At 74.1% G+C, this 23,306-nt stretch carries 19 protein-coding genes and 1 pseudogene; 9 read left to right on the forward strand and 11 right to left on the reverse strand.

All coding sequences use genetic code 11. The features are described 5' to 3' along the window. Nucleotides 1–40 precede the first annotated feature (40 nt). Nucleotides 41–340 carry a DUF6191 domain-containing protein gene (locus ABZ449_RS30105; RefSeq protein ID WP_360352486.1) on the forward strand — a complete coding sequence of 100 codons (300 nt, stop codon included), beginning with the start codon at nt 41–43 and terminating at the stop codon, nt 338–340. Nucleotides 341–475: 135 nt separating this feature from the next. On the opposite strand, the gene ABZ449_RS30110 is transcribed toward ABZ449_RS30105, so the two are convergent. After that, entirely contained in the window at nt 476–1,630 is a 1,155-nt protein-coding gene (locus tag ABZ449_RS30110) for a PLP-dependent cysteine synthase family protein (RefSeq protein WP_360352488.1), read from the reverse strand. Nucleotides 1,631–1,734: 104 nt separating this feature from the next. Beyond that, nucleotides 1,735–2,916 carry an ROK family protein gene (locus ABZ449_RS30115; protein ID WP_360352524.1) on the reverse strand — a complete coding sequence of 394 codons (1,182 nt, stop codon included), beginning with the start codon at nt 2,914–2,916 and terminating at the stop codon, nt 1,735–1,737. 194 nt (nt 2,917–3,110) lie between these two features. Between ABZ449_RS30115 and ABZ449_RS30120 the strand changes: the two genes are divergently transcribed. Then, on the forward strand, nt 3,111–4,352 hold the full coding sequence (locus tag ABZ449_RS30120) for an MFS transporter (RefSeq protein WP_360352489.1): 1,242 nt from the start codon (nt 3,111–3,113) through the stop codon (nt 4,350–4,352). 122 nt (nt 4,353–4,474) lie between these two features. Next, nucleotides 4,475–5,047, forward strand: coding sequence for a HutD family protein (locus tag ABZ449_RS30125; protein ID WP_360352491.1), 573 nt, complete (start codon nt 4,475–4,477; stop codon nt 5,045–5,047). 117 nt (nt 5,048–5,164) lie between these two features. On the opposite strand, the gene ABZ449_RS30130 is transcribed toward ABZ449_RS30125, so the two are convergent. After that, complete coding sequence (locus ABZ449_RS30130; RefSeq protein ID WP_360352493.1) at nt 5,165–6,175, reverse strand: alpha/beta fold hydrolase; 1,011 nt, start codon at nt 6,173–6,175, stop codon at nt 5,165–5,167. Nucleotides 6,176–6,324: 149 nt separating this feature from the next. Between ABZ449_RS30130 and ABZ449_RS30135 the strand changes: the two genes are divergently transcribed. After that, the gene (locus ABZ449_RS30135) at nt 6,325–7,638 is read left to right on the forward strand and encodes a helix-turn-helix domain-containing protein (protein ID WP_360352495.1); all 1,314 of its coding nucleotides are present in this window, start codon (nt 6,325–6,327) and stop codon (nt 7,636–7,638) included. 96 nt (nt 7,639–7,734) lie between these two features. Here ABZ449_RS30135 and ABZ449_RS30140 read toward each other — a convergent pair whose 3' ends face one another. After that, on the reverse strand, nt 7,735–8,490 hold the full coding sequence (locus ABZ449_RS30140; RefSeq protein ID WP_360352496.1) for a DapH/DapD/GlmU-related protein: 756 nt from the start codon (nt 8,488–8,490) through the stop codon (nt 7,735–7,737). 106 nt (nt 8,491–8,596) lie between these two features. Here ABZ449_RS30140 and ABZ449_RS30145 point away from each other — a divergent pair, with 106 nt between their 5' ends. Further along, nucleotides 8,597–9,367: a maleylpyruvate isomerase family mycothiol-dependent enzyme gene (locus ABZ449_RS30145; protein WP_360352498.1), complete on the forward strand. Its 771-nt coding sequence runs from the start codon at nt 8,597–8,599 to the stop codon at nt 9,365–9,367. A 123-nt stretch (nt 9,368–9,490) separates the two neighbouring features. Here ABZ449_RS30145 and ABZ449_RS30150 read toward each other — a convergent pair whose 3' ends face one another. Beyond that, complete coding sequence (locus tag ABZ449_RS30150; protein ID WP_360352500.1) at nt 9,491–10,264, reverse strand: enoyl-CoA hydratase family protein; 774 nt, start codon at nt 10,262–10,264, stop codon at nt 9,491–9,493. 199 nt (nt 10,265–10,463) lie between these two features. Here ABZ449_RS30150 and ABZ449_RS30155 point away from each other — a divergent pair, with 199 nt between their 5' ends. Together ABZ449_RS30155 and ABZ449_RS30160 are read left to right on the forward strand one after the other, a co-directional pair. After that, entirely contained in the window at nt 10,464–11,282 is an 819-nt protein-coding gene (locus ABZ449_RS30155; RefSeq protein ID WP_360352502.1) for an ATP-grasp domain-containing protein, read from the forward strand. 205 nt (nt 11,283–11,487) lie between these two features. Further along, nucleotides 11,488–13,791: a glycosyl hydrolase family 18 protein gene (locus tag ABZ449_RS30160; protein WP_360352504.1), complete on the forward strand. Its 2,304-nt coding sequence runs from the start codon at nt 11,488–11,490 to the stop codon at nt 13,789–13,791. A gap of 113 nt (nt 13,792–13,904) precedes the next feature. On the opposite strand, the gene ABZ449_RS30165 is transcribed toward ABZ449_RS30160, so the two are convergent. Then, entirely contained in the window at nt 13,905–15,077 is a 1,173-nt protein-coding gene (locus tag ABZ449_RS30165) for a geranylgeranyl reductase family protein (protein ID WP_360352526.1), read from the reverse strand. 283 nt (nt 15,078–15,360) lie between these two features. On the opposite strand from ABZ449_RS30165, the gene ABZ449_RS30170 reads away from it, so the two are divergent. Next, entirely contained in the window at nt 15,361–16,725 is a 1,365-nt protein-coding gene (locus ABZ449_RS30170; RefSeq protein WP_360352506.1) for a dipeptidase, read from the forward strand. Here the strand turns inward: ABZ449_RS30170 and ABZ449_RS30175 are convergent. Both ABZ449_RS30175 and ABZ449_RS30180 read right to left on the reverse strand, forming a co-directional pair. Beyond that, the gene (locus ABZ449_RS30175) at nt 16,701–17,564 is read right to left on the reverse strand and encodes a DUF4184 family protein (RefSeq protein WP_360352508.1); all 864 of its coding nucleotides are present in this window, start codon (nt 17,562–17,564) and stop codon (nt 16,701–16,703) included. The two genes, ABZ449_RS30170 and ABZ449_RS30175, sit on opposite strands and share 25 nt — an antisense overlap. 203 nt (nt 17,565–17,767) lie before the next feature. After that, nucleotides 17,768–18,835 carry an NUDIX domain-containing protein gene (locus tag ABZ449_RS30180; RefSeq protein ID WP_360352510.1) on the reverse strand — a complete coding sequence of 356 codons (1,068 nt, stop codon included), beginning with the start codon at nt 18,833–18,835 and terminating at the stop codon, nt 17,768–17,770. Nucleotides 18,836–19,274: 439 nt separating this feature from the next. On the opposite strand from ABZ449_RS30180, the gene ABZ449_RS30185 reads away from it, so the two are divergent. After that, nucleotides 19,275–20,189 (forward strand): PfkB family carbohydrate kinase, encoded by a 915-nt coding sequence (locus ABZ449_RS30185; protein WP_360352512.1) that lies wholly within the window; start codon nt 19,275–19,277, stop codon nt 20,187–20,189. Nucleotides 20,190–20,325: 136 nt separating this feature from the next. Here ABZ449_RS30185 and ABZ449_RS30190 read toward each other — a convergent pair whose 3' ends face one another. From ABZ449_RS30190 to ABZ449_RS30200, 3 genes and pseudogenes are all read right to left on the reverse strand, one after another. Further along, a complete protein-coding gene (locus ABZ449_RS30190; RefSeq protein WP_360352514.1) occupies nt 20,326–21,195 on the reverse strand; it encodes a C40 family peptidase in 870 nt (289 codons plus the stop codon). A 299-nt stretch (nt 21,196–21,494) separates the two neighbouring features. Beyond that, the gene (locus ABZ449_RS30195; protein ID WP_360352516.1) at nt 21,495–22,916 is read right to left on the reverse strand and encodes an acyl-CoA synthetase; all 1,422 of its coding nucleotides are present in this window, start codon (nt 22,914–22,916) and stop codon (nt 21,495–21,497) included. A 247-nt stretch (nt 22,917–23,163) separates the two neighbouring features. Further along, nucleotides 23,164–23,306, reverse strand: a pseudogene (locus ABZ449_RS30200) (electron transfer flavoprotein subunit alpha/FixB family protein); the annotation flags it as partial.

A 23,306-nucleotide genomic window follows, 5' to 3' on the forward strand; every position in this document is an offset into this window, starting at 1 on the left:
CAAGGGAACTCGTCGGCCACGCCGGGCCGTTGAGGTGGACATGGGTGTGCTGCTGACGGGCGCGGCGGGCGGGTTGCTGCTGCCGGCCGGACTGGTCGTGGTGTTCTTCCTCGGCGCGGTGGTGCGCCGGCTGCGCGCCCGCCCGGCGGTCGAACCGGGCGGCGGACGCGGCGCGGGTGCGACCGCGACGGAGGAACTGCACGCGCTGCTCTATCCGAGCAAGCGGGTGCAGTTGGAGCAGCGGCGGGTCGAACTGGTGCTGCGGGACGACGAGCACGACGGCGCGCCGAAGCGTACGGGGATCGACCTCGCGGGCGGTCGGGCGGTGATCCGGCGGTGAGGGCTGAGGGCTGACGACTGAGGGCGAACAGACGACAGACGACAGATAGCAGAGGGCAGCTGACAGATTTCATCATCTGTCAGCTGTCCTCTGTGATCCGTCCGCCCCCGGCTGTTCGCCTGTGCGCCGCCGGAGTCAGCCCGTCCAGGCACCGCCCGCGAGGAAGGACTCCAGCGCCGCCCGGTACGGCGCGATGTCGATCCGCTCGGCCGCCAGCCAGTCGTCGGAGTAGTACTTGTCCAGGTAGCGGTCCCCCGGGTCGCAGATCAAGCCGACCACGCTGCCCGTCCGCCCGGCCTCCCGCATCTCGGCGACGATCCGCAGCGCACTCCACAGGCCCGTCCCGGTGGAGGCCCCGGCCTTCTTGCCGAGCACCTGCTCCAGCACCCGTACGGCGGCGATCGACGCGGCATCCGGCACCTTCATCATCCGGTCGATCGCCCCCGGGACGAAGCTCGGCTCCATCCGCGGCCGTCCGATGCCCTCGATCCGCGAGCCGCTCTCGCAGAGGGCGTCCGGATCGTGGTGCACCCAGCCGTCGAAGAAGCAGGAGTTCTCCGGGTCGGCGACGCAGATCCGGGTGTCGTACTGCATGTAGTGGACGTACCGGGCGATGGTCGCCGAGGTGCCGCCGGTACCGGCCGTGGCCACGATCCAGGCCGGCTCGGGGTTCGGCTCCAGGCGCAGCTGGGCGAAGACCGACTCGGCGATGTTGTTGTTGCCGCGCCAGTCGGTGGCCCGCTCGGCATAGGTGAACTGGTCCATGTAGTGCCCGCCGGTCTCCTCGGCGAGTCGGGCGGAGGCCTCGTACACCTCGTCCGATCGCTCGACCAGGTGACACTCGCCGCCGTGGAACTGGATCAGGTCGATCTTGGCCTGGCTGGTGCTCTTGGCCATCACGGCGATGAACGGCACCCCGACGAGCTGGGCGAAGTACGCCTCGGAGACGGCGGTGGAGCCGCTGGAGGCCTCGATCACCGGCTTGCCGGGACGGATCCAGCCGTTGCAGAGCCCGTAGAGGAAGAGCGAGCGGGCCAGGCGGTGCTTCAGCGAGCCGGTGGGATGGGTGGACTCGTCCTTGAGGTAGAGGTCGATCCCCCACTCCGCGGGCAGTGGGAACCGCAGCAGGTGGGTGTCGGCGGAGCGGTTGGCATCGGCCTGGACCTTGCGCACCGCCTCCTTGAGCCAGGCGCGGTACTCCGGGTCGGAGCGGTCGACGTCGACGGTCGGCTCGGTGCCGGGCTCGGCGCCGGGCCTGATCCCGAGCTGAGTGCCGGGCTGGGTGCTCATGGTCGCTGTCTCCCTCGTGGTGACCCCCCATTGCTCACTACGAGTGTACGAGAATCACGATAAGTGACCATTTCTGGCAACCCAGCTTCCGCTTATCCCCGCCGTCAGGGCAGGACCGGCACCGACTGCGGGTCCGCCAGGTAGGGCCCCCAGCCCAGCTCGGCCGCGCCCGCCAGCGCGCCGTGCGCCAGCTCCGCGCCGACGATCGGCACCCGGCCGCTGCGCCCCCACAGGCTGCGCTCGGCGACCACCGACCGCAGCCGGTCGGGCGCGGCCTCCAGGAGATGGAGGTGGAGTCCGCTGAGCACCACCCGGTCGGGATTGAGGATGTTGGCGACGCCCGCCAGGCCGAGCCCGAGCCGGTCGATGACGTGTTCCACCGCCGCCCTCGCCCGGTCGTCCGTCGCGGCCGCCTGGCACAGCTCGCGCGCCTGGTCGAGCAGCGGGCGCCCCGGCTCCGGGGTGAGTCCGGCGGCGGCGAACAGCGCGTCGGGGTCGGTCTCGGAGTTGAGGCAGCCCCGGTTGCCGCACATGCACGGCCGGCCCTGCGGGTCGACGGTGAGGTGGCCGACCTCTAGGGCCAGACCGGCGCTGCCGGTGTGCAGGTGACCGTCGATGACCAGCGCGCCACCGACGCCACGGTGGCCGGAAGTGACGAAGAGCAGGTGGCGGGCGCCTCGCCCGGCACCGTGCCGGTACTCGGCGAGCGCGGCCAGGTTGGCGTCGTTGGCGATCGCGGTGGGCAGCGGACGCATCGCCCTGGGACCGTGGTCGGCGCGCCCGACCTCGACGTCGTACAGGTCGGCGACCGGGGTGCCGCTGGGCCAGGCGAAGTGCAGCGCGGCGAGGGCAGCGCCGTCCGGCTCGGTGACCGGGTTGGGCAGCGCGAGGGCGGCGCCCAGACAGCGCCGGTCGGTCGCCCGGGCGAGTTCGGCGCCGGCCACGGCGACGGCGCGCAGCATCCGGACCGGGTCGGTGGCGGCGGGCAGCGGCAGGTGGACGGGCGGGTCGAGCAGTCCGCCGAGGCCGGCCAGGGTGACGCTCAGTCCGTCGGCGTGGATCTGCCCGGCGACCACGACCGGGCCCTGCGGGTCGATCGCGAGCCGGTGCGAGGGGCGGCCACGGCCTCCGCCGGCCGGGCGCGAGTCGACGGTGATCAGGCCGAGCGCCTCCAGTTCGGCGGTGACCGCACCGGCGGTGGCCCGGGTGACGTCCAGTGCGCGGGTGAGCGCCGAGCGGGTCGGCGTCTGGCCGGTGTGGATCAGGGAGAGCGCGGGGCCCAGCAGCGTCCGACCCCGGTCGGGCGCCGCGCGGCGGTGACTGTCGCGCTGCGCGTCGGAGTCGGCCCCGGCGCCGGGCCTCGGGCTTGATGGTGAGAGCTGCACGCCCCTATTGTGACTTTGTGTCGCTTCGAAACAAAATCGGTTCACTCACTCGCCCGAACCATCATCCCTCTTCCCAGTCTCGCAGCACACCCCCGGTGACCGACAGCCCCTGGGGCCCCGCCCGGGTCGCCCTCACCGCGTTCTTCGCCATCGACGGCTTCCTCTTCGCCGCCTGGGTCGTCCGCATCCCGGACGTCCGACGACAGGTCGACGCCTCGCACAGCGCCCTCGGGCTCGCCCTGCTCTGCCTGTCCATCGGCGCCGTCCTCACCATGCCGATGATCGGTCGGCTCTGCCTGCGGTACGGCTCGCGCCCGGTCACCGTCGGCTCGCTCGCCCTGCTCAGCCTCGCCGTACCGCTGCCCGCCCACGCCCACTCGGTCACCGCGCTCGGCGGGGTGCTGCTGCTGTTCGGCGCGGGGTACGGCGGTGCCAACGTCGCGATGAACAGCGCCGCCGTCGACCTGGTCGCGCAGCTGCGGCGGCCGGTGATGCCCAGCTTCCACGCCGGGTACAGCTTCGGCGGACTGGTCGGCACCGGAGTCAGCGGACTGCTCGCCGGGCCGCTGAGCACCGCCTGGGCGCTCGCGCTCAGCGCCGCGCTGGGCATGGCCGTCACCGTCGGCGCGGGCATCGTCCTGTTGCGCAGCCCGGCGGCGGCACCGGTGGCGCCGAGCCGGAGTGGCCGTGCGGGCAGTGCGGGCAGTGCGGGCAGTACGAGCGGTACGGGCCGCCCCGCGGAGCCGTCCGGCACCGCGACGGCGGACGCCGGCTCGGCCCGCACGCGCACCCGGCTGCTCGTCCTGCTGCTGGGCCTCACCGCGCTCTGCACCGCATACGGCGAGGGGGCGGTCGCCGACTGGACCACGCTCCACCTCACCGACGACGTCCGTGCGAGTTCCGTGGTGGCCGCCACCGGATACGGCGCCTACGCGTTCGCGATGGCCGGCGGGCGCGTCGGCGGCACCTGGCTGTCCATCAGGCTCGGCCAGAACCGGCTGATGTTGCTCGGCGGGCTGACGGCGGCGGTCGGCATGCTGATCGCCGCCCTGGCGCCGGTGGTGCCGGTCGCGATCTGCGGGTTCGTCCTGGTCGGCCTCGGGCTGGCCAACCTCTTCCCGCTCGCCATCGCCCGGGCCGGCGAGGCCGGCGGGCCCCAGGGCGTCGCCTTCGCTTCCTCGCTCGGCTACGGGGGGATGCTGATCGGCCCGGTGGTGATCGGCTTCCTCGCCGACGCGGCCGGACTGCCGCTGGCCCTCACGACCGTCGCGCTCGCGGCCACGGTGGCGGCGCTCCTGCCGCTGTCGGTCGGGCGGCGGGTGACGGGCGGCAGGTGACAGATGACAGCCGACGGATAACGGATGACGGATAACAGCTGACACATGACAGATGACAGCTGATGAAATCTGTCAGCTGTCATCCGTTGTCCCTCATCCGCCGTGTGACAGGATGCGGGGCCATGACGAGCAGCGAAGGCTTCCAGGTACTGCGGGCGAGCGAGCGCCCGGCGACGGCGTGGCTCAACGGCGGCGGGGTGACCAGGGAGGTCGCCGGGTTCCCCGCCGGAGCCGGGCTGGACACCTTCGACTGGCGGGTCAGCCTCGCGGACGTCGCCTCGGCCGGGCCGTTCTCCCCGTTTCCCGGCATCGACCGGGTGATCACCCTGGTCGAGGGCCCCGGCATGGCACTCACCGTCGACGGCACCGAGCGCCTGGTGGACGAGCCGTTCCGGCCGTTCGCCTTCTCCGGCGACGCCACCACCGACTGCCGACTGCCGGCCGGCCCGGTGGTGGACTTCAACGTGATGACGCGCCGCGGGCGGGTCGAGGCCGCGGTGGACCTGACCGCCACGGCCACCACGGTCGACGTCCCGGCCCGGAGCACCGGCCTCCTGGTCTGCCTCGCCGGCACGGCCTCCGTCGACGGCACCGAACTCACCCGCTACGACGCCGCGTTGCTCCACACCCCGGGCACGTACGAGCTGCACCCGATCGGCACCACCGCCGTCGTCACCTTCAGCCCCGCCCTCTGACCGCGGGCCACGCGGACCGGCCGACCAGCCCACGTACCCGCGCACCGGCGCGAGACGGCGCTCCCGCCTCCCGTGACGCCAGGAGGCAGGAGCGCCGTCACCGGTCCGCCGCGGGACTCAGCCGCAGAACACCGGCGTGGCGTGCCCCGGATCCAGGGCGTTGGTCACCAGGTGCAGCGCCGTCGGCGAGAACGCGATCCCGACGTGCTCCACCAGCGAGACCGGGCAGTGCTCCTGCACCACCTCGTTGTCGACGGCGGGGCCGCTCAGGAACTGGGTCCGCCACGGGGTGACGACCTCGTCGAGGACCGTCGAGACCACGGTGTAGCTCACACCCGGCACGGTGTCCGGCCGGGAGGCCATCAGCTTGTTGAAGTCGGAGCCCACCGCCTGGTCCCGACAGGCCTGGCAGACCGTGTAGATCAGGTCCGCGACGCCCGGGAAGTACGGCACCAGGTTGGTGATCCCGCTGAGCGTCGTACCGTGGTTGGACGGCGCCAGCCCGACCATCCTGCCGACCTTGGAGGCGCCGCCGAGGAACTTGAGGTAGTAGTTCGGCATCATGCCGCCCTGGGAGTGCCCGACGATGTCGACCTTGGCCGCACCGGTCGCGTTCCGCACCAGGTCCACGAACCGGGCGAGTTGGGCCGCCGACTCCGGGACCGGCCCGAGGCCGCCGATCGGCAGCAGCAGTCCGCTGCCGCTGGAGGTGATGCCGGGGATGGTCCCGTAGTCGAGGGCGAAGACGCAGTACCCGAGGCTCTTCAGCAGCGGGGAGAGCGCCAGCCAGTTCTCGTAGCGGTTGGCGAAGGTGCCGTGCACCAGGACGACCGGATCGGGGTGCGCGGTGCTCGGCCGACAGGTCCAGTCGTTGGCCCCGGGCGGCGAGGCCACCGTGTCACCGTCGGGCGGCAGTTCGGCGGACCCGGCAGCGGCTCCGGCGGACCCGGCAGACTCGACGAACGCGGCGACCTCAGCAGGCGCGACGACCTCAGCAGGCGCGACGGCCCCGGCCGTGGCGGCCTTCGAAGGGGCCGCGGCGGCGCTCGCCGGCGAAGCCGTCGCACCGACCAGCAGCGCCCCCGCCAGCAGCAGGGTGCCCAGCGCACCGCCGGCCCTGCCACGCACGGGAGTTGCGGAGAAGCGGAGAAGTGGGGTTCTCAACTGTTGCCTCCACAGCGGAAGTTTGTTACCAACAGGTAACCCGAGGGCTCCATCATGCGGTCGCCCCTCCGGCCCGGCCCTTGGGCGTTCCCCAGACCTGGACGGTGTTCTCTGTGACCGGTCACAACGCGCCCCACTGCACGTCCCCGGACACCTCCGACCGGCCGCCGGACTGGCGCATCCCGGTGATCGGCGGGATCCCGGCCGACCAGCGACTGCTCGGCGGCGCACGGGAGCTGGCCGAGACCGTGGTCGCCGCCCTGGTGGAGCGGGTACCGGCCTACCGCCGGATGCCCCGCGAGCAGCTCACCGGCGAGCTGACCCGGGACACCGAGCGTCGCGTCCGTGCCCTCGCCCTCACCGTGCGGACCGGGATCCCCGCCCCCGCCGACGAGTTCACCGCCGTCCGGGAGGCCGCCGCCCGGCGCGCGGAGGAAGGCCTGCCGCTGGACGCCGTACTGCTCGCCCACCACCTCGGCCTGGAGGTCTGCTGGGAGTTCGCCACCCGGTACGCCCGGGACGGCGACGCCGCCGACCTGCTCGTCCTCAACCGGCTGCTGCTCGACCAGCTCCGCCAGGCGGCCACCGCCGCCGGGGCGGGCTATCTCGACGGCCGGCGGCCGGCCGCCGACCGGCGCGGCGCGGCCCGGCACTCCCTGCTCGGCGCACTCCTCGCGGGCACCCCCGCCGACGAGGCCGCCGGCCGCGCCGGGCTCCGGCTGCCCACTGGGTACGCCGTGCTCTGCCTGTCCATCGCCGACCACCCCGACGAGCGTTCCCCCGAGGTCGACCCGGGCATCGCCGCCCGCCGCAAGCTCCGCCGGTTCGAGGCCGAACTCGACCACCGCACCCGGCAGTCGGCACTCACCGCGCTCACCTCCACGGGCGGCCTGGCACTCATCCCGTTCGGGCCGTCATCCGGTCCGGGTCAGGACGACACCGACGCGGCACCCTGGCCGCTGCTCGCCACCACCCTCGCCGCGGCGGCCCGGGCGGCCGGTGCACCCGTCCTGGCCGGGGCCGCCTCCGCCGCACCCGTCGAGGTGCCCGGCGCCGCCGCCCTGGCCTACGAAGTCCTGGACGTGGCACGGGCGTTCGGACGCCCTCCTGGGCTGCACCGGCTGGACGACATCCTCCTGGAGTACCAGCTCACCCGGGCCAGCCAGGCCCGCTCGCGGCTCGCCGCACTGCTCGAACCACTCGCCGACAGCGGGGAGTTGCTCATCACCCTGCGCACCCACCTGGCCGGAGGCCTGAACCGCCGGCACACCGCGAGCGCCCTGCACCTGCACCCGAACACCGTCGACTACCGGCTGCGCCGGATCGCCGCGCTGACCGGTCTGGATCCGACACGCCCCGCGGACGTCCCGCGGATCACCGCCGCCATCGCCGCCCGGACGGCCGAACAGTCCTCCCTCGCAGGGTAGTCCAGGCCGTCCGCCGCCTCACGGCACCGCACCTACGGGGCAACGCGGGCCTCGTGCCCGACGGGCAGCATCAGCCCGGCTCCCCCGCGCACGCCCTCAGCCCTGCTCCCCCGGCAGCCGCAGGTCCCAGCCGACCAGGGCGCGCAGCTGCTCCGCTGTCACGCCGTCCGGCACCGGCTGCGGAGCGTCGTGGCGCAGCGGCGGCTGCCAGCCCTCGGCCTCGGTCCAGCGGCGCACCACCTTGGCCGGCGCCCCGGCGACCACGCTGTGGTCGGGCACCTCGCCACGCACCACGGCCCCCGCCGCGACCACCACGTTGCGGCCGATCCGCGCCCCCGGCAGGATCACCGAGCCGGTGCCGATCCAGCTGCCCGCGCCGATCTCCACCGGTTCGTTGCGCGGCCACTGCTTGCCGATCGGCAGCTCGGTGTCCCGGTACTCGTGCGCCTGGTCGCTGATGTACACGCCCGGCCCGGTCCACACGTCGTCGCCGATGACGATCGACTGGTGGCCGACGATGTGGCTGTCCCGGCCGATCACGCAGCCGCCGCCGATCCGCACGATCGGCTCCGGCCCGAGGTCGAGCCCGGGCAGGAACCCGGCGCTGATGGTGACCCGCTCGCCGATGATCGAGAACGGCCCGATGGTGATCCACTGCTCGTTGAACACCGCCCCGAGCGGGAAGCTGAGCGTCGTGCCGTCCCCCAGCTCGCCGAACCGGTACGGACCGGGGTTGCGGTTGGTGACGGCGCCGGTCCGCTGCACCCAGCGCCAGCCCCGGTGAACGAGGCGTCCGGCGGCACGGCGGCCACCGGTCCGGACGGCTGAGACGAGGGAGCGGGTTATCGGCATGCGCTCACGTTACCGGCCCGTAGCATCCTCCCGTTCGCCGGGAGGCACCTCGAAGAACTGTCCGAAATCCGCGAGTGGCGGCCGATCGCGGTGGAAGACTCCGTCCATGGAAATCACCGAGCACATCGACGCGCTGCGCCTCGAAGGCGCCCGGCTCGCCGAGGCCGCAGCCCGTACCGAGCTGTCCGCCCCCGTGCCGACCTGCCCGGAGTGGCGGTTGGCGGACCTGCTGCGGCACCTCGGCTACGTCCACCGCTGGGCCGCGACCATTCCCTCCCGGGGCCTGCGGGCGCCGCTGGACGAGGCGGACGCGCAGGCCGCCATCGGGCCGATGCCCTCGGACGCCGCGCTGCTCGACTGGTACCGCGAGAGCCACGCCACCGTGGTGGACGTGCTCACCTCGGCGCCGGCCGACGTCGAGTGCTGGAGCTTCCTGCCCGCGCCCAGCCCGCTGGCCTTCTGGGCCCGGCGCCAGGCACATGAGACCGCCATCCACCGCTTTGACGCCGACGCGGCCGCCGGGGTGCCCGGCCCGGTCGTGGACACCGCCCTCGCCGTGGACGGCATCGACGAACTGGTGCGCGGCTTCATGACCCGCAGCCGCTCCGCGCTGCGCAGCGACCGGCCGCGCACCCTCCAGGTCCGAGCCACCGACGCGGCCGGCTCCTGGCGGCTGACGATCACCCAGGAGCCGCCGACCGTCACGACCGGCGAGAGCTCCGAGCCGGCCGACCTGACCCTCACCGGCCCGGCCCGCGAGCTCCACCTGCTGCTGTGGAACCGGCTGTCCGCCGAGCGGGCCGGGGAGACCAAGGCGATCGGCGACCAGGAGCTGCTCGACCTCTGGAAGGAGGCGGCGGCGATCCGCTGGTCGTGACGCCGCCGCACGCGAACGCCCATGACGCGCGCGAACGCCTGTGACGGTGACGCGCGCGAACATCCGTGACGCCCGGGGGCGGCGCCGCCCCCGGGCGAGCGAGCGCCCCCGGGCGCCCTGCCGTCAGCGCACCCAGCGCGCGGGCCGCTTCTCCAGGAACGACCGCATCCCCTCCTGCGCCTCCTCCGAGCCGAAGAGCCGCGCCGACAGCTCCACCAGCTCGTCCGCGTCCCGCTCGAAGGAGCGCACCACCTCGGCATTGGCCAGCCGCTTCGACTCCGCCAGGCCCTGCGGGGAGCCCAGACGCAGCGCGTCCAGCACGCCCTTCAGCGCCACCTCGGTGGACTCGACGGAGTCGGTGGCGCTGGTGATCAGCCCGATCCGGGCGGCCTCGGCGGAGTCGAAGACCTCGCCGGTGAGGTAGTACCGGGAGGCGGCACGCGGGTCCAGCTTCGGGCGCAGCGGCAGTGAGATGACGGCGGGCGCGAGGCCGAGCCGCACCTCGGTGAAGGCGAAGGTGGAGGCCGGTCCGGCGATGGCGAGGTCCGCCGCGCCGACCAGGCCCATACCACCGGCCCGGACGTGCCCCTGGATCACGGCGATCACCGGCTTCGCACAGTCCACGATCGCCCGCTGGAGCTCGACCAGGCCGCGCGGGCCGACCGTCGGGTCCGCGCCGGTCGCCTCGGAGAGGTCGGCGCCCGCGCAGAACACCTTGCCGGCGTGCCCGAGCACCACCGCGCGGACCTCCGGGTCGGCCGCGGCGGAGGCCAGCCCGGCGTGCAGCTCGGCCATCAGCCGGGTGGAGAGCGCGTTGCGGTTGTGCGGCGAGTCGAGGGTGAGCGTGGTGACGGCGTCGGCGGTGCTCACGTGGACGAGGGGCGCTGCGCTGGTCATCGGCGGGGCCTGCCTTCCGGCTGAGGGTGGGTCGGACTGCGGGTGCGGTCCGGGAGGTGCCCGGACGACGCCCGGACGACTCTGGCACGCCCACCCGCCCCTCGGCCAGAGCCGACTGTCGGCCCTCCGGAGCCGCCCGTCCGCCACCCCGTCGAAATCCGGTGGTGACGGGCACCGTTTCCAGGGCAGCATCGTCGCCGTGACCATCGCCGATCCCGTCCTGCTGCTCGCGCCGCGCATCAACGAAACGGGCCTCCAGCTGCGCAACGCCGCCGGACGCCGGGGCCTTCGGGCATGCACCGCGAGGTCCTGGCGGACACCGCCCGAGTTGCTCGGCTCGGCGGTGCACGTGTACAGCGGGCCGCTGTTCGGCGACGCCGTCGGACGGGAGCTCGGCCTCGGCCTGCTGGAACCCGCCGCGGACTGGCTGACCCGGCTGCCGCACGACCTGACCGGACGCCGGGTCGTCTCCACCACCCTGGCCGAGGCCCGCCGGTTGCGTCACCCGGCCTTCGTCAAGCCGCCGGCGGACAAGCTGTTCGCCGCCCGGGTCTACCCCGACGGCGACGCGCTGCCGGGGCCCGGTGTCCTGGACGGTGACACGCCGGCGCTGGTGAGCGAGGTGGTGCGGTTCGTGGCGGAGTACCGGCTGTTCGTGCTGGACGGCGCGGTGCGGACCGGCTCGCGCTACGCGGTGGACGGCGGGCTGTCCGTCGCCCCGCTGGAGACCACCGGGGCACCCGACCGGGACGCCGTCGAGGTGCTCGCGTTCACCGCCGACGTCCTGGCCGCATCGGCGTCGGACGCGCCCCTGCCCAGTGCCACCGTGGTCGACGTCGGGCGTACGGAGGACGGCCGTTGGGCCGTGGTGGAGGCCAACGCGGCCTGGGCCAGCGGCGGTTACGCCGCCGATCCGGATGCCGTCCTGGACGTGGTGCTTCGTTCGGGTGGTCCGGTGACCCTGCTCCCCGCGGCTGACCGCCCGTTCCTGCGCGAGCTGCCCGAAGTGGTGCGCTGAGGGCCGCCCATCACCTGGATCCGGGAGGTGCGGCCCCGGCGGATCACGGCAGAGCAGCCCCAAGTGGTACAGACCTGTTGACGCATTGGTCCAGTCCTCCTACAGTTCCCATGCCTCGCCTCCCCACGGCGCAGGCATCGATCGCACACGGATCAACCAAGGTTCTACATCACCCTGTTCAACCCCCACAGCCACAGGGAGAACCATGTCCGCTCGATCCCGGGCCGGGCGCCCGCGCGTGCGCAGCAGACTGCTGGCACTGCTCTCCGTCCTGCTCCTGCCCCTGGCCGCGCTCACCGCGCTGGCCGCCCCGGCGAACGCCGCCGGAAAGCTCACCGCCACCTTCACCACCGCCGACAACGGCTCCTGGTGGCAGGGCACCTACATCGTCCACAACGACAACGCGACCGCGGTGAGCGGCTGGACCCTGGAGTTCGACCTCCCGGCCGGCGTCACCATCGGCAACAGCTACAACGGCACCGCCGCCGTCAACGGCCGGCACGTCACCGCCACGGCCGCGTTCTACAACTCCACCGTCAACGCCCACAGCACCACCGAGCCGTACAGCTTCTGGTTCGTCGGCAACGGACCGGTTTCGACCCCGCTCAACTGCCGGATCAACGGCGACAAGTGCGACGGCACCGCGGACGTCCCACCGACCGCACCAGGAGCCCCGACGGTCACCGAGTCCACCGCGCACACGCTCGCGCTGAGCTGGGCGGCCGCCACCGGAGGGGACTTCCCGGTCGCCTCCTACGACGTGCTGAGCGGCAGCACCGTGCTCGCCTCCAGCCCGTCCACCGGCGTCCTGGTCACCGGCCTCGCCCCGGCCACCTCGTACACCCTGACCGTCCGGGCCAAGGACAGCCGCGGCAACACCGGCCCGCCCAGCACGTCCGTCACCGCCTCCACCTTCGACCCGTCCACCGACACCTCGCCGCCCACCGCACCGGCCAACCTCCGTGCGACCGCGGTCGGTTCGACGGACGTGAAGCTCGCCTGGAACGCCGCCACCGACAACGTCCGGGTCGCCGCGTACGACGTCTACCAGGGCGGCACGCTGGCGGCCACGGTCACCGGCAGCACGCTCGGCGCCACCGTCGGCAGCCTCTCGCCGTCCACCACCTACACGTTCACCGTGAAGGCCCGGGACGCCGCCGACAACGCCTCACCCGCGTCCGCCCCGCTCACCGTGACCACCTCGGACCTGGTCGGCGCGGGGACGTACGCCCGGGTCGGCTACTTCGTCCAGTGGGGCATCTACGGCCGCCAGTACTTCGTCAAGAACCTGGACACCTCGGGCGCCGCCGCCAAGCTCGACGTCATCAACTACGCCTTCGAGAACATCGATCCGGTCAACCTGACCTGCATGGCGGGCGTCACCAAGGGCACCAGCGGCAACCCCCAGGACCCGGACCAGGGCACCGGCGCGGGTGACGCCGACGCGGACTACGGCCGGGCGATGAGCGCCGACCAGTCGGTGGACGGCGTGGCCGACGACGGCTGGGGCAAACTCCGCGGCAACCTGAACCAGTTGAAGAAGCTCAAGGCCAAGTACCCGAACCTGAAGGTGGTCGTCTCGCTCGGCGGCTGGACGTACTCCAAGTACTTCTCCGACGCCGCCGCCACCGACGCGTCCCGGAAGAAGTTCGTCAAGTCCTGCGTCGACACCTGGATCAAGGGCAACCTGCCGGTCTACAACGGCGCCGGCGGCGACGCAGTGGCCGCCGGCATCTTCGACGGCATCGACCTCGACTGGGAGTGGCCCGGCTCCGGCGACGGCCACCCCGGCAACCACTGGAGCCCCAACGACAAGGACAACCTGACCCTGCTGCTGGCCGAATTCCGCCGGCAGCTGGACGCGTCGGGCGGCTCGCACAAGCTGCTCACCGCCTTCACCCCGGCCGACCCGGCGAAGGTCGCCGCCGGCTGGGACCTCTCGAAGATCTTCGGCTCGCTGGACATCGCCAACGTCCAGGGCTACGACTTCCACGGCTCGGGCAGCGACAACTCCTGGGAGCCGAACCGCACCGGCCACGCCTCCAACCTCTACCAGGACCCGAACGACCCCTACACCACCCACTTCAGCGTGGACACGGCCGTCCAGACGTACCTGAACGCCGGGGTCAACCCGCGCAAGCTGACCATCGGCTTCCCGTTCTACGGGCGCGGCTGGCAGAGCGTCGCGGACGGCGGCGCGAACGGCGCCTGGCAGTCCGCGAACGGCGCCGCCCCGGGCCAGTTCACCGACGAGGCCGGTACCCGCGGGTACCAGAACCTGATCACCGGCCTCTCCGGCCTCAAGGTCTACCACGACCCCAAGTCCGTTGCGACGTACGGCTACACGGGAGCCGGCGGCCAGTGGTGGTCCTTCGACGACGCCTGGTCGATCTCGCAGAAGACCGCCTACCTCAAGTCCAAGAACCTGCTCGGCGGCATGATCTGGGAGATGTCCGGCGACACCCCGACCGGCACCCTGATGTCCGCGCTGGACACCGGGCTCAAGTAGTTCGCCCGCGCCACCGAGGAAACGGGGCCGGTGCCCCTCCCCGCGCTGGGGAGGGGCGCCGGCCCCGCCCCCGCACCGCGGAGGGCCACCGGCCCCGCGTCACGACGGCCGCCCTACCGCGAGGCCATCGCCGTCAGCCGCCGCGCGGCCCGGTACTGCCGCAGCACCTGGGAGAAGGAGGTGTGGCCCTGGGTGGTCCGGGCGAAGGCCCGCCAGGCCGCCGGCACCAGGCAGACCGCCGCGTGGAACAGGTACGGCCGCCGCTCGAAGGCGCCCAGCAGCTGCTTGCCCGCGCGCATCTCCACGCCCAGTCCGGCCTTGACCGCGAACGCGTAGTTCAGCGCCTCGCGCCGCACCGCCGCCGCGTCGCCGGACTCGGCGATCTTCACCGCCCACTCGCCGGCCAGCCGGCCCGAGCGCAGCGCGTACGAGATGCCCTCGCGGGTCCACGGCTCCAGCAGTCCGGCCGCGTCCCCGGCGACCAGCACCCGGCCGCGGGAGAGCGGCGAGTCCTCGGCCCGGCAGCGGGTGAGGTGACCGGACTCGACCTGGGGGGTGAACCCGGACAGGCCCAGCCGGCGGATGTAGTCGGCGAGGTACTGCTTGGTTCGCTCGCCGTCGCCGCGGGCCGAGATGACGCCGACGGTCAGGCTGCTGGTCTCGGTCTTCGGGAACACCCAGCCGTAACTGCCGGGCAGCGGGCCCCAGTCGAGGTGGATCCGGCCCGCCCAGTCGGCGGCGACCTGCGCCGGCACCGGGATCTCCGCCTCCAGGCCGAGGTCGATCTGGTCGAAGGTCACGCCGACGTGCCGGCCGATCCGGCTGGCACTGCCGTCCGCGCCGACCACCGCACGGGCCTCGAAGGTGCGCCCGTCGGCGGCCGTCACCACGGCCGTCCGGTGCTCGCCGCCGCGCTGCTCGACACCGGTGACGGTCACTCCGGTGACCAGCACCGCGCCGGCCTGCTTGGCCGCCTGCACCAGGCGCAGGTCGAACTCGTCGCGGTTGACCAGGCCGAACAGCATCCGCTTGGACCGCCGCGTGCGGGTGTACTTCCCGTCGTAGGCGAAGGTGACGGCGTGCACCCGGTCCTGCAGCGGCAGCCGGAAGTCCGGCGGCAGGCTGTCCCGGGAGGGGCCGATGATGCCGCCGCCACAGGTCTTGTACCGGGGGTGTTCGGCCTTGTCGAGCAGCAGCACCCGGCGGCCCTGGGCCGCGGCGGCGTGCGCGGCCGAGGAGCCCGCCGGTCCGGCGCCGACCACCACGACGTCCCAGACGCCGTCCAGCGGCGCTGCCGCCTCGTCGGTCGGACCGTCCTCGGCCGGGCTGTCGAGCGGGCTGCGGGAATCGGAGCTTCCGGAGTCAGTCACGTCGAGCAATCCTATGCGTCCGGCCTCGCCCGTCGAGCGCGCCGCCCCCGCACCGGCGCCACCCGGTCGCCCGGGGATCCGAAGGTTCCCGCACCGAACCCTCGGAACTCCCCGCTCCGCTCCGCCTATGATCGGCACTACCGCAAACCACCACCTCCGCCCGCTCCACCCCAGGGCGGACCGTCTCCTCGGAGCCCCGATGTCACAGCCCCTGGCCGACGCCGTCCGGTCCCTGATGGACCGTGCCCGCACCGACCTCGCCGAACTGGTCGCCTTCCCGTCGGTCGCCGACCCGCGCCAGTTCCCGGTGGAGGAGTGCGAGAAGGCCGCGCGCTGGGTCGCCGACGCCTTCGCCGCCGAGGGCCTGACCGACATCCGGTTGCTGGACACCCCGGACGGCACCCAGTCCGTCTACGGCGAGCTGCCCGGCCCCGAGGGCGCACCGACCGTCCTGCTCTACTCGCACTACGACGTCCAGCCCCCGCTGGACGAGAACGGCTGGCTCAGCCCCGCCTTCGAGCTGACCGAGCGCGACGGCCGCTGGTACGGGCGCGGCGCCGCCGACTGCAAGGGCAACATCCTGATGCACCTGACCGCCCTGCGGGCGCTGCGTCAGGTCCACGGCGACGCCTACCCGGTCGGCCTGAAGATCATCGTCGAGGGCTCCGAGGAGCAGGGCACCGGCGGCCTGGAGCGCTACGCCGAGGCCCACCCCGAGCTGCTCACCGCCGACGCCATCATCATCGGCGACACCGGCAACTTCGCCCCCGGCCTGCCCACCGTGACCGCCTCGCTGCGCGGCATGACGGTCGTCGAGGCCACGGTCACCACGCTGGCCGGCAACCTGCACTCCGGCGCCTTCGGCGGCGCCGCCCCGGACGCCCTCCAGTGCCTGGTCCGGATGCTGGCCTCGCTGCACGACGAGAACGGCGACGTCGCGGTGGCCGGCCTGACCACCGACCAGACCTGGACCGGCGTGCAGTACTCGGAGGAGCAGTTCCGCGCCGACGCCAAGGTGCTCGACGGCGTCACCCTGACCGGCACCGGCACCATCGCGGACCGCCTCTGGGCCCGCCCGGCCGTCACCGTCCTCGGCATCGACGCCCCGCCGGTGATCGGCGCCACCTCCTCCGTCCAGGCCACCGCGAAGGCGCTGGTCAGCGTGCGCGTCGCGCCGGGGTCGGACCCGCACGCCGCCCAGGACGCGCTGATCGCCCACCTGGAGGCGCAGGTCCCGCTCGGCGCCCGGCTCACCGTCGAGCGCCAGGGCAGCGGCTCGCCGTTCCGCGCCGACACCAGCGGCCCGGCGTACGAGGCGATGGGCGAAGCGATGGCCGAGGCCTTCGGCGTCCCGATGGTCGCCTCCGGCGAGGGCGGCTCGATCCCGCTCTGCAACACGCTGCGCTCGCTCTACCCGAAGGCCGAGATCGTGCTGATCGGCGTCGAGGAGCCGACCACCCAGATCCACGCGGTCAACGAGAGCGTCGACCCGCAGGAGCTGGAGCGGATGGCCCTCACCGAGGCGCTGTTCCTCCGCCGCTACGCCGAACTGCGCTCCGTCTGACGGACTTTCGGGGCGAGGTCCCTCGGGACCTCGCCCACGGCGTCGGGCCGTGCGCCGCGCAACCGGCGGGCGGCCGCCAGCACCGCCGCGTATCCGACCGCTCCCACCGCGAGCCCGGCCCCCGCGCCGAAGCAGACCTCCGGCACCAGGTTCCGCCGCAGGGGGCTGAGCCGGTGCACCACCCCGGCGGCCGTCGCCGCGCCCAGCAGCGCGACGGCCGCCCGCCGGGCCCGGGGCGCGAGCCGCACGGCCGGCCGCACCGGCTCGACGGTCCGCACCGCTCGCACCGCCCAGCCGCCCAGCGCCGCGAGGGCGAGCGCCGAACTGCCGTACTGCAGCGCCTCGTACAGCGGGACGCCGGCCACCGGCCGGTCCAGTACGGGCAGCAGCCGCGCCCCCAGCCGGTCCCCGTGGGTGAACGCGTCCCAGCCGACGTGGGTGGCCGCGCCGATCGCCGCCGAGCCCGCGAACCACGCCGCGCCACTGACCGCGCCTCCGGCCGCGCCGACGCCTCCGGTACCCCCGGCCCGCCGTACGGTCAGCGCCTCGGCGCCGCCCGCCCAGCGCTCGGGCAGCAGCGCCACCATCGGCCCCCGCAGCAGCCCGTGCCAGCCGGCCACCAGCGCGCCGGCGATCGCCACGTCCAGCGTCGGTACCGCCCACCAGCGGTGCGTCAGCCCGCCGTGGCCGTACACCCCGGGCAACAGGGACTCGGCGAAGAACGGCACGTCCGGCGCCATCGACCCGGCGACGAGCGCCGACGCCACCAAGGGCCCGCGCGCACCGGCGGCGCGCAGCAGGGGCAGGACGGCGGCGGGATGGCTCAGCGTGAAAGGCATGCCCCCATCCTCCCGCCCGCGACCGGGGCGCGACGCATCGGCGGTCACGGCGGGAGGCGAACCGGAGGGGTGCCCCGGACCGCCCGAACCACCGACCGTGCCCCGTCCCGGCCGATCGCCGCGTACGCGCCACGGTGTGGGCGGCGGCCGTGCGCCGCCCGTGCCTCCCTCGCCTCCCGTGTCGTCCTCGCCTCCCTCGCCGCCTACGCCGCGTCCGCCGTGCTCGCCAACCCGACGGCCACCCGGCTCCCCGCCTCCAGGTACCGCAGCTCGCCGCTCCGCCGGGCGTCCAGCGCGGCCGCCAGCCGCCGGTAGCGCCCCGGGGGCAGCAGCTCGCCGGCCTCGTCCAGGGTGACGAAGCGCCAGCTGCGCAGCTCCTCCTGCTGGAGCAGCAGGTTCTGCCGGCCCTCCGCGTCCAGCAGACCGCCGTCGTACATCAGCCGCAGCCCGCCTCGGCGCGGGCCGGTGCGCGGCTCCCAGTCGACGGCGAGCAGGCGCAGCGTGGACGGGTCCGGGCGCAGGCCCAGCTCCTCGGCGGTCTCCCGCAGGGCGGCGTCGGTGGGGGCCTCGCCGCGCTCGACCACGCCGCCGGGGAAGTCCCAGTCGGGCTTGTAGACCGGGTCGACCAGCAGCACGCGGTCCTGCTCGTCGAAGAACAGCACGGCGGAGGCCACGGTGTCCCCGGTCGGGTCCGGGGTCTGGACGATCGGGCAGCGGGCGGCGCCGACCCGGACCAGCTCGGCGATCCGGTGCGCGGTCTCCCGCGGGGATAGCTCACTGGTGTCGATCATCCGGGCGTCCCCGACCAGCCAGCGGCGGGCGGCGCGGTAGCGGGGCAGGTGTTCGAGGCACCAGGCGCGGACCCGCTCGCTGCCCTCCGGATCGCCCGGACACTCCTCGCGGTGGGCTATGCGGTCGCGCAGGATCGTTTCTTCAGGATCCAGCACGAAGTGGTGCACCGCGATCCCGTGCGAGGCCAGGTCGCCGAAGATCTCGTCCCGGTAGTCCTCCCTGAGCAGGGTCATCGGGACCACCAGCGGGCCCCCGACCTCACCGAGCAGCGCCGCCGCCGTCTCGGGGACGAGTCGGCGCCAGGCCGCCAGGTCCTGGAAGTCGGACACCGTCGCCAGCCGGTCGGCCGGAAGCATCCGGCGCAGGCCGAAGCCCACCAGCTCGGGATCGAAGAGCACGCTCCCGGGCAGCAGTTCCACCAGCTCGCGGCAGGCGCTCGTCTTGCCCGCCCCGAATGTGCCATTGACCCAGACGATCACAACGTCCCCTGCCCTCGACTTCCCCCGATGCCGTTCGCACCGGGCAGCGCCCCCGTAGGTCGAACCAGCGCCACCCGTGGTGGTACCCGCGTGACGCCGCTCCCCATGCCTCCCCGGTGCGCCCGCCGCCACGCCCCGGGCCGCCCCGTGACAGCGGCATGTGCCCAGGTCAGACGGCCACGGAAGGAAATATGCAGACCGGTCTACATCAAAATTGCACCCCTTCACCACGGCTGGGGCACAGGGCGTCCGGTGGGTCGGCCTGCCGCACGTGCCCCGCTCGTACGCGCCGCACGCCCCCACGCGTACGCTCCCGCGCCCCTGCGCGCGCCCCCTGCTCGCCCCCGCGTTCGCTCCACCCTCGCCCGTTCCCGCCCGTCCCCGCCCGTTCCCGCCCGCCTCCTTGCGCCGCCCGTGCCCCGCCGCGTACAGAGGAACGATGAAACTGCTTCCCGCCGGCCGGGTCGTCGTCATCGGCTCGGTCAACACCGACCACATCCTCCGCTGCCCCGTGCTCCCCTCCCCCGGTGAGACGGTCCTCGCCACCGGCGCCACCCGGGGCTTCGGCGGCAAGGGGGCCAACCAGGCGGTGGCCGCGGCCCGGCTGGGAGCGGCGACGCACCTGGTCGCCAAGGTCGGGCGGGACGCCGAGGGCGAGGCGGCGCGCGCCGATCTGCACGGCGCGCAGGTCGAGACGGGCGCCGTGCTCACCCATCCGGACGCGCCCACCGGTCAGGCGATCGTCATGGTTGACCCGTCCGGCGAGAACAGCATCGTCGTCGTGCCCGGCGCCAACGCCCGGCTCACCCCGGAGGAGGTCACCGCCGCGCTCACCCGCCTGCGCCTGCTCCCCGTCGACGTGGTCCTGACCAGCAACGAGGTCCCCGCGGAGTGCGTCCGCGCGACCGCCGCCGCCCTTCCCGCCGCGGGCCCCTCGGGCGGCACCCGCTGGCTGCACAACACCGCCCCCGCGGGAGCCCTGCCGAAGGCCGGCCCCTCCGGGCGCCTCCCGCTGGTCGTCGCGAACGCCGTCGAGGCCCGCCAGCTCACCGGCGCCACCGATGTCACCGAGGCCGCCCGGGTGCTGGCCGAACGCGCCGAGGGCGCCGTGGTCACCCTCGGCGGCGAGGGTGCTCTGGTCGCCGTGGACGGCACGTCGACCCGACTGCCCGCCCCCGCGGTCCGGGTGGTCGACACCACCGGTGCGGGCGACGTGTTCTGCGGCGCCCTCGCCGCCGCGCTCGCCCGCGGCGCCGCGCTGCCCGACGCGGTCGCCACCGCCGTCGCCGCCGGGGCCTTCGCCGTCACCGGCCTCGGCGCGCGCGGCGCCCTGCCCCGCCCGGACGACCTCTGACCCCTCGTCGCGAAGCACGCACGCGAGGTGCCGCGCCCGCACGGCGCCCGTCGGGAAGCACCCGGCCCTCGCCCGCACAGCCCCGTCGGGGGCACCGGGCGGCCCCGGCGCCCCCGACGGGGGACGTCCGCCCCCGCTACGGGCGGCCCATGAACGCCGGGTAGTAGCCGCTGCTGATCCCCGAGATCCGGACGTTGGTCCCGGGCCGCGCGGCCTCGACGTACCGGTTTTCGCCCAGGTAGATCGCCACGTGCTGGATGCCCCGGGCGGTTCCGTCCGGCGCCCAGAACAGCAGGTCACCGCGGCGCAGCTGGCTCGCCCCGATCGGCGTGGTCGCCGCGTACTGGTCGTTGGCCACGCGCGGCAGGTCGATCCCGCCGCGCCGGAAGGACTGCTGCACCAGGCCCGAGCAGTCGTAGCCGTCCGGCCCGTTGCCGGCCCGGCGGAACGGTACGCCCAGCTGGGCGAGGGCGAACTGCACGGCGGTCTCGACGTTCCGGTCCTCCGCCACCGAGTCGTCGGAGTAGCCCGAGCCCGCGGAATCCGACGAGGAGCCGCCGCCGGTGCGGTCCAGGTAGATGTCGTAGTGCGAGGTCCAACGCCACTCGCCCTTGCTGTTGCGGAACCAGTAGCGCGAGCCGTCCCAGCCCTGCCTGATCCCGCCCGAGGACTTGCTCGTGGCCTTGGCGGCGGACGGCGAGCCGCCCCCGGTGCGGGCCACGTACACGCTGTAGTGCGACGTCCAGCGCCACTGCCCCTGACTGTTCTTGAACCAGTACCGGGAGCCGTCCCACCCGGCGTGCGCCGGGGCGGGCTCGGCGGCCGCGGGGCTGACGCCGGCGCCGAGGCCGATCACGCCCGCGCCGGTCGCGATCACGGCCACCATGGCTATCCCCCGACGGAGCCGCGCGGAGCGGGACGGACGGGAGGTGCGGACGGTGGCAGCGTGCTGCTGCCCGGTCGGTTCGCCGGCGGCCTCCGGCGCGCCGGTGTTGACGGTGGTCATCGTGCTGACTTCCTTCACTGCTGCGGGTCGCTGCGGACTGCAGCGGATTGCTGTGACCGGCCAGGACTGGCCGTGCTTGTCGGCAGAGTCCCCGTCCGGCACGCCGCGGCTTCCGGTCCTGCGACCGGAAGCCGCGGCGTGCCGCCCGGGGATTCGGTTCTGCCTGCGTGTCACGTTAGGCACGCGTCCGCTCACTGCGCGCAGTGGAGTGCGCCAATGGAAGGGTCACCGGTGGTGAGCACCGACGGCGCATCAGGGTGAACGGCCGTCATCGGAGGGGGCGTCCGAAGCCCCCCTCGTCAGTGGCCGCCGGCCTCCGCCAGCAGCTGCTTCTTCAGCACCTTTCCCAGCGCGTTCCTGGGCAGTTCGGGCACCAGGACGACCCGGCGCGGCCGCTTGTGCACCGAGAGCCGCTCCGCCACGAAGGCCGTCAGCTGGTCCCCCGTCACGGCGCCGTCCGGAATGACGTACGCGACGATCGCCTGTCCGAGGTCCTCGTCCGGCACGCCGACCACCGCCGCGTCGGCGACCGCCGGGTGGTCGCGCAGCGCGGCCTCCACCTCGCCCGCGCCGATCCGGTAGCCGCCGCTCTTGATCAGGTCGACCGAGGCACGGCCGACGATCCGGTGGAAGCCGTCCGCCCCGATCACCGCCACGTCGCCGGTGCGGAACCAGCCGTCCGCCGTCCACGCCTCGGCGTCCGCGTCCGGCCGGTTGAGGTAACCGCTGAACAGCGTCGGGCCGCAGACCTGGAGTTCGCCGACGCTCTCCCCGTCACTGGGCACCGGCGCGCCGTCCTCGCCGACCAGCCGGGTGCGGACCCCGTCCACCGGCAGCCCGACGCTGCCGGGGCGCCGCTCGCCGTCCGCCCGGATGCTGACGGTGATCAGCGACTCGGTCATCCCGTACCGCTCGATCGGGGCGTGCCCGGTGAGCGCCGCCAGCTTCTCGAACACCGGGACGGGCAGCGGCGCGCTGCCGGAGACCAGCAGCCGGGCCGCGGCGAGGCGGGCCGCCGCCTCCTGGTCCGCCGCCACCCGCGACCAGACGGTGGGCACGCCGAAGTACAGGCTGCCGCCGGCCGCCGCGTACCCCGCCGGGGTGGGCCGCCCGGTGTGCACCAGGCCGCTGCCGGTGCGCAGGGCGCCGAGCACGCCGAGCAGCAGCCCGTGCACGTGGAACAGCGGCAGGCCGTGCACGAGGATGTCCTCGGCGGTCCACTGCCAGGCGGCGGCGAGGGCGTCCAGGTCCGCGGCGATCGCCTCACGCCGGATCACCACGCCCTTGGGCGCGCCGGTGGTGCCCGAGGTGTAGAGCACGAAGCCGGTCGACGCGGCGTCCGGCTCGGCGTGGGTGGTGGCGGAGCGCTGCGCGGGGTCGACCGGCAGCCCCGCCACCGAGGTGCCCTGCGGGAGCGCCTCCCCGACGGCGTGCGCGAGCAGTGCCGCGCCCGAGTCCCGCAGGATGTGCTCGCGCTCCTTGGGCCCCGAGTCGGGCGGCAGCGGCACCACCGGGACGCCCGCCAGCAGGCCTCCGACCACGGCGGTGACGGTCTCGACGGTGGGCCGGGCGAGCACCGCGAGCGCCGGGGCGCCGGCCACCCGGTCGGCGACGGCGGTCGCCGCGCCCAGCAGGTCCTCCCGGGAAAGCGCCCGACCGTCGATCCGCAGCGCCTCCGCCGTGTCGCCGAAACCGCCCTGAAGTGCCGTCAGCAGTGCCATGCCACCGTCCTCGCCTCGTCCCACGCCACCGCGCCGCGCCCGTGCGCCACGCGCTCGATCCGCGCGCCCCGCCTCCGCGTCACGCGCCGGCGCCGACTCTACGGGCCGCCGCTCCACCCGCCGTGCTCCGGGGACGACCGGACGGGGACGACGGGGTGGCTCCGAGGAGGGAGGGCGGACAACCGGCAACGACGGAGGGCGTGGCACCGAGCACCCGGCGCCACGCCCTCCGAACCTTCCCGCGGGATCAGGCCTTGCGGGCCTTCACCTCGGCGGTGAGCTGCGGCAGCACCTGGAAGAGGTCGCCGACCACGCCGTAGTCGGCGAGCTCGAAGATCGGGGCCTCGGGGTCCTTGTTGACGGCCACGATGGTCTTCGAGGTCTGCATGC

Source organism: Kitasatospora sp. NPDC005856, from assembly GCF_040629945.1.
Classification (GTDB): domain Bacteria; phylum Actinomycetota; class Actinomycetes; order Streptomycetales; family Streptomycetaceae; genus Kitasatospora.

Bases quoted from the DNA above. Each gene is read 5' to 3' on its own strand.
- ABZ449_RS30105 (WP_360352486.1), top strand. From the start codon at position 41: ATGGGTGTGCTGCTGACGGGCGCGGCGGGCGGGTTGCTGCTGCCGGCC.
- ABZ449_RS30110 (WP_360352488.1), bottom strand. From the start codon at position 1,630: ATGAGCACCCAGCCCGGCACTCAGCTCGGGATCAGGCCCGGCGCCGAG.
- ABZ449_RS30125 (WP_360352491.1), top strand. From the start codon at position 4,475: ATGACGAGCAGCGAAGGCTTCCAGGTACTGCGGGCGAGCGAGCGCCCG.
- ABZ449_RS30140 (WP_360352496.1), bottom strand. From the start codon at position 8,490: ATGCCGATAACCCGCTCCCTCGTCTCAGCCGTCCGGACCGGTGGCCGC.
- ABZ449_RS30145 (WP_360352498.1), top strand. From the start codon at position 8,597: ATGGAAATCACCGAGCACATCGACGCGCTGCGCCTCGAAGGCGCCCGG.
- ABZ449_RS30150 (WP_360352500.1), bottom strand. From the start codon at position 10,264: ATGACCAGCGCAGCGCCCCTCGTCCACGTGAGCACCGCCGACGCCGTC.
- ABZ449_RS30160 (WP_360352504.1), top strand. From the start codon at position 11,488: ATGTCCGCTCGATCCCGGGCCGGGCGCCCGCGCGTGCGCAGCAGACTG.
- ABZ449_RS30170 (WP_360352506.1), top strand. From the start codon at position 15,361: ATGTCACAGCCCCTGGCCGACGCCGTCCGGTCCCTGATGGACCGTGCC.
- ABZ449_RS30175 (WP_360352508.1), bottom strand. From the start codon at position 17,564: ATGCCTTTCACGCTGAGCCATCCCGCCGCCGTCCTGCCCCTGCTGCGC.
- ABZ449_RS30185 (WP_360352512.1), top strand. From the start codon at position 19,275: ATGAAACTGCTTCCCGCCGGCCGGGTCGTCGTCATCGGCTCGGTCAAC.
- ABZ449_RS30190 (WP_360352514.1), bottom strand. From the start codon at position 21,195: ATGACCACCGTCAACACCGGCGCGCCGGAGGCCGCCGGCGAACCGACC.
- ABZ449_RS30195 (WP_360352516.1), bottom strand. From the start codon at position 22,916: ATGGCACTGCTGACGGCACTTCAGGGCGGTTTCGGCGACACGGCGGAG.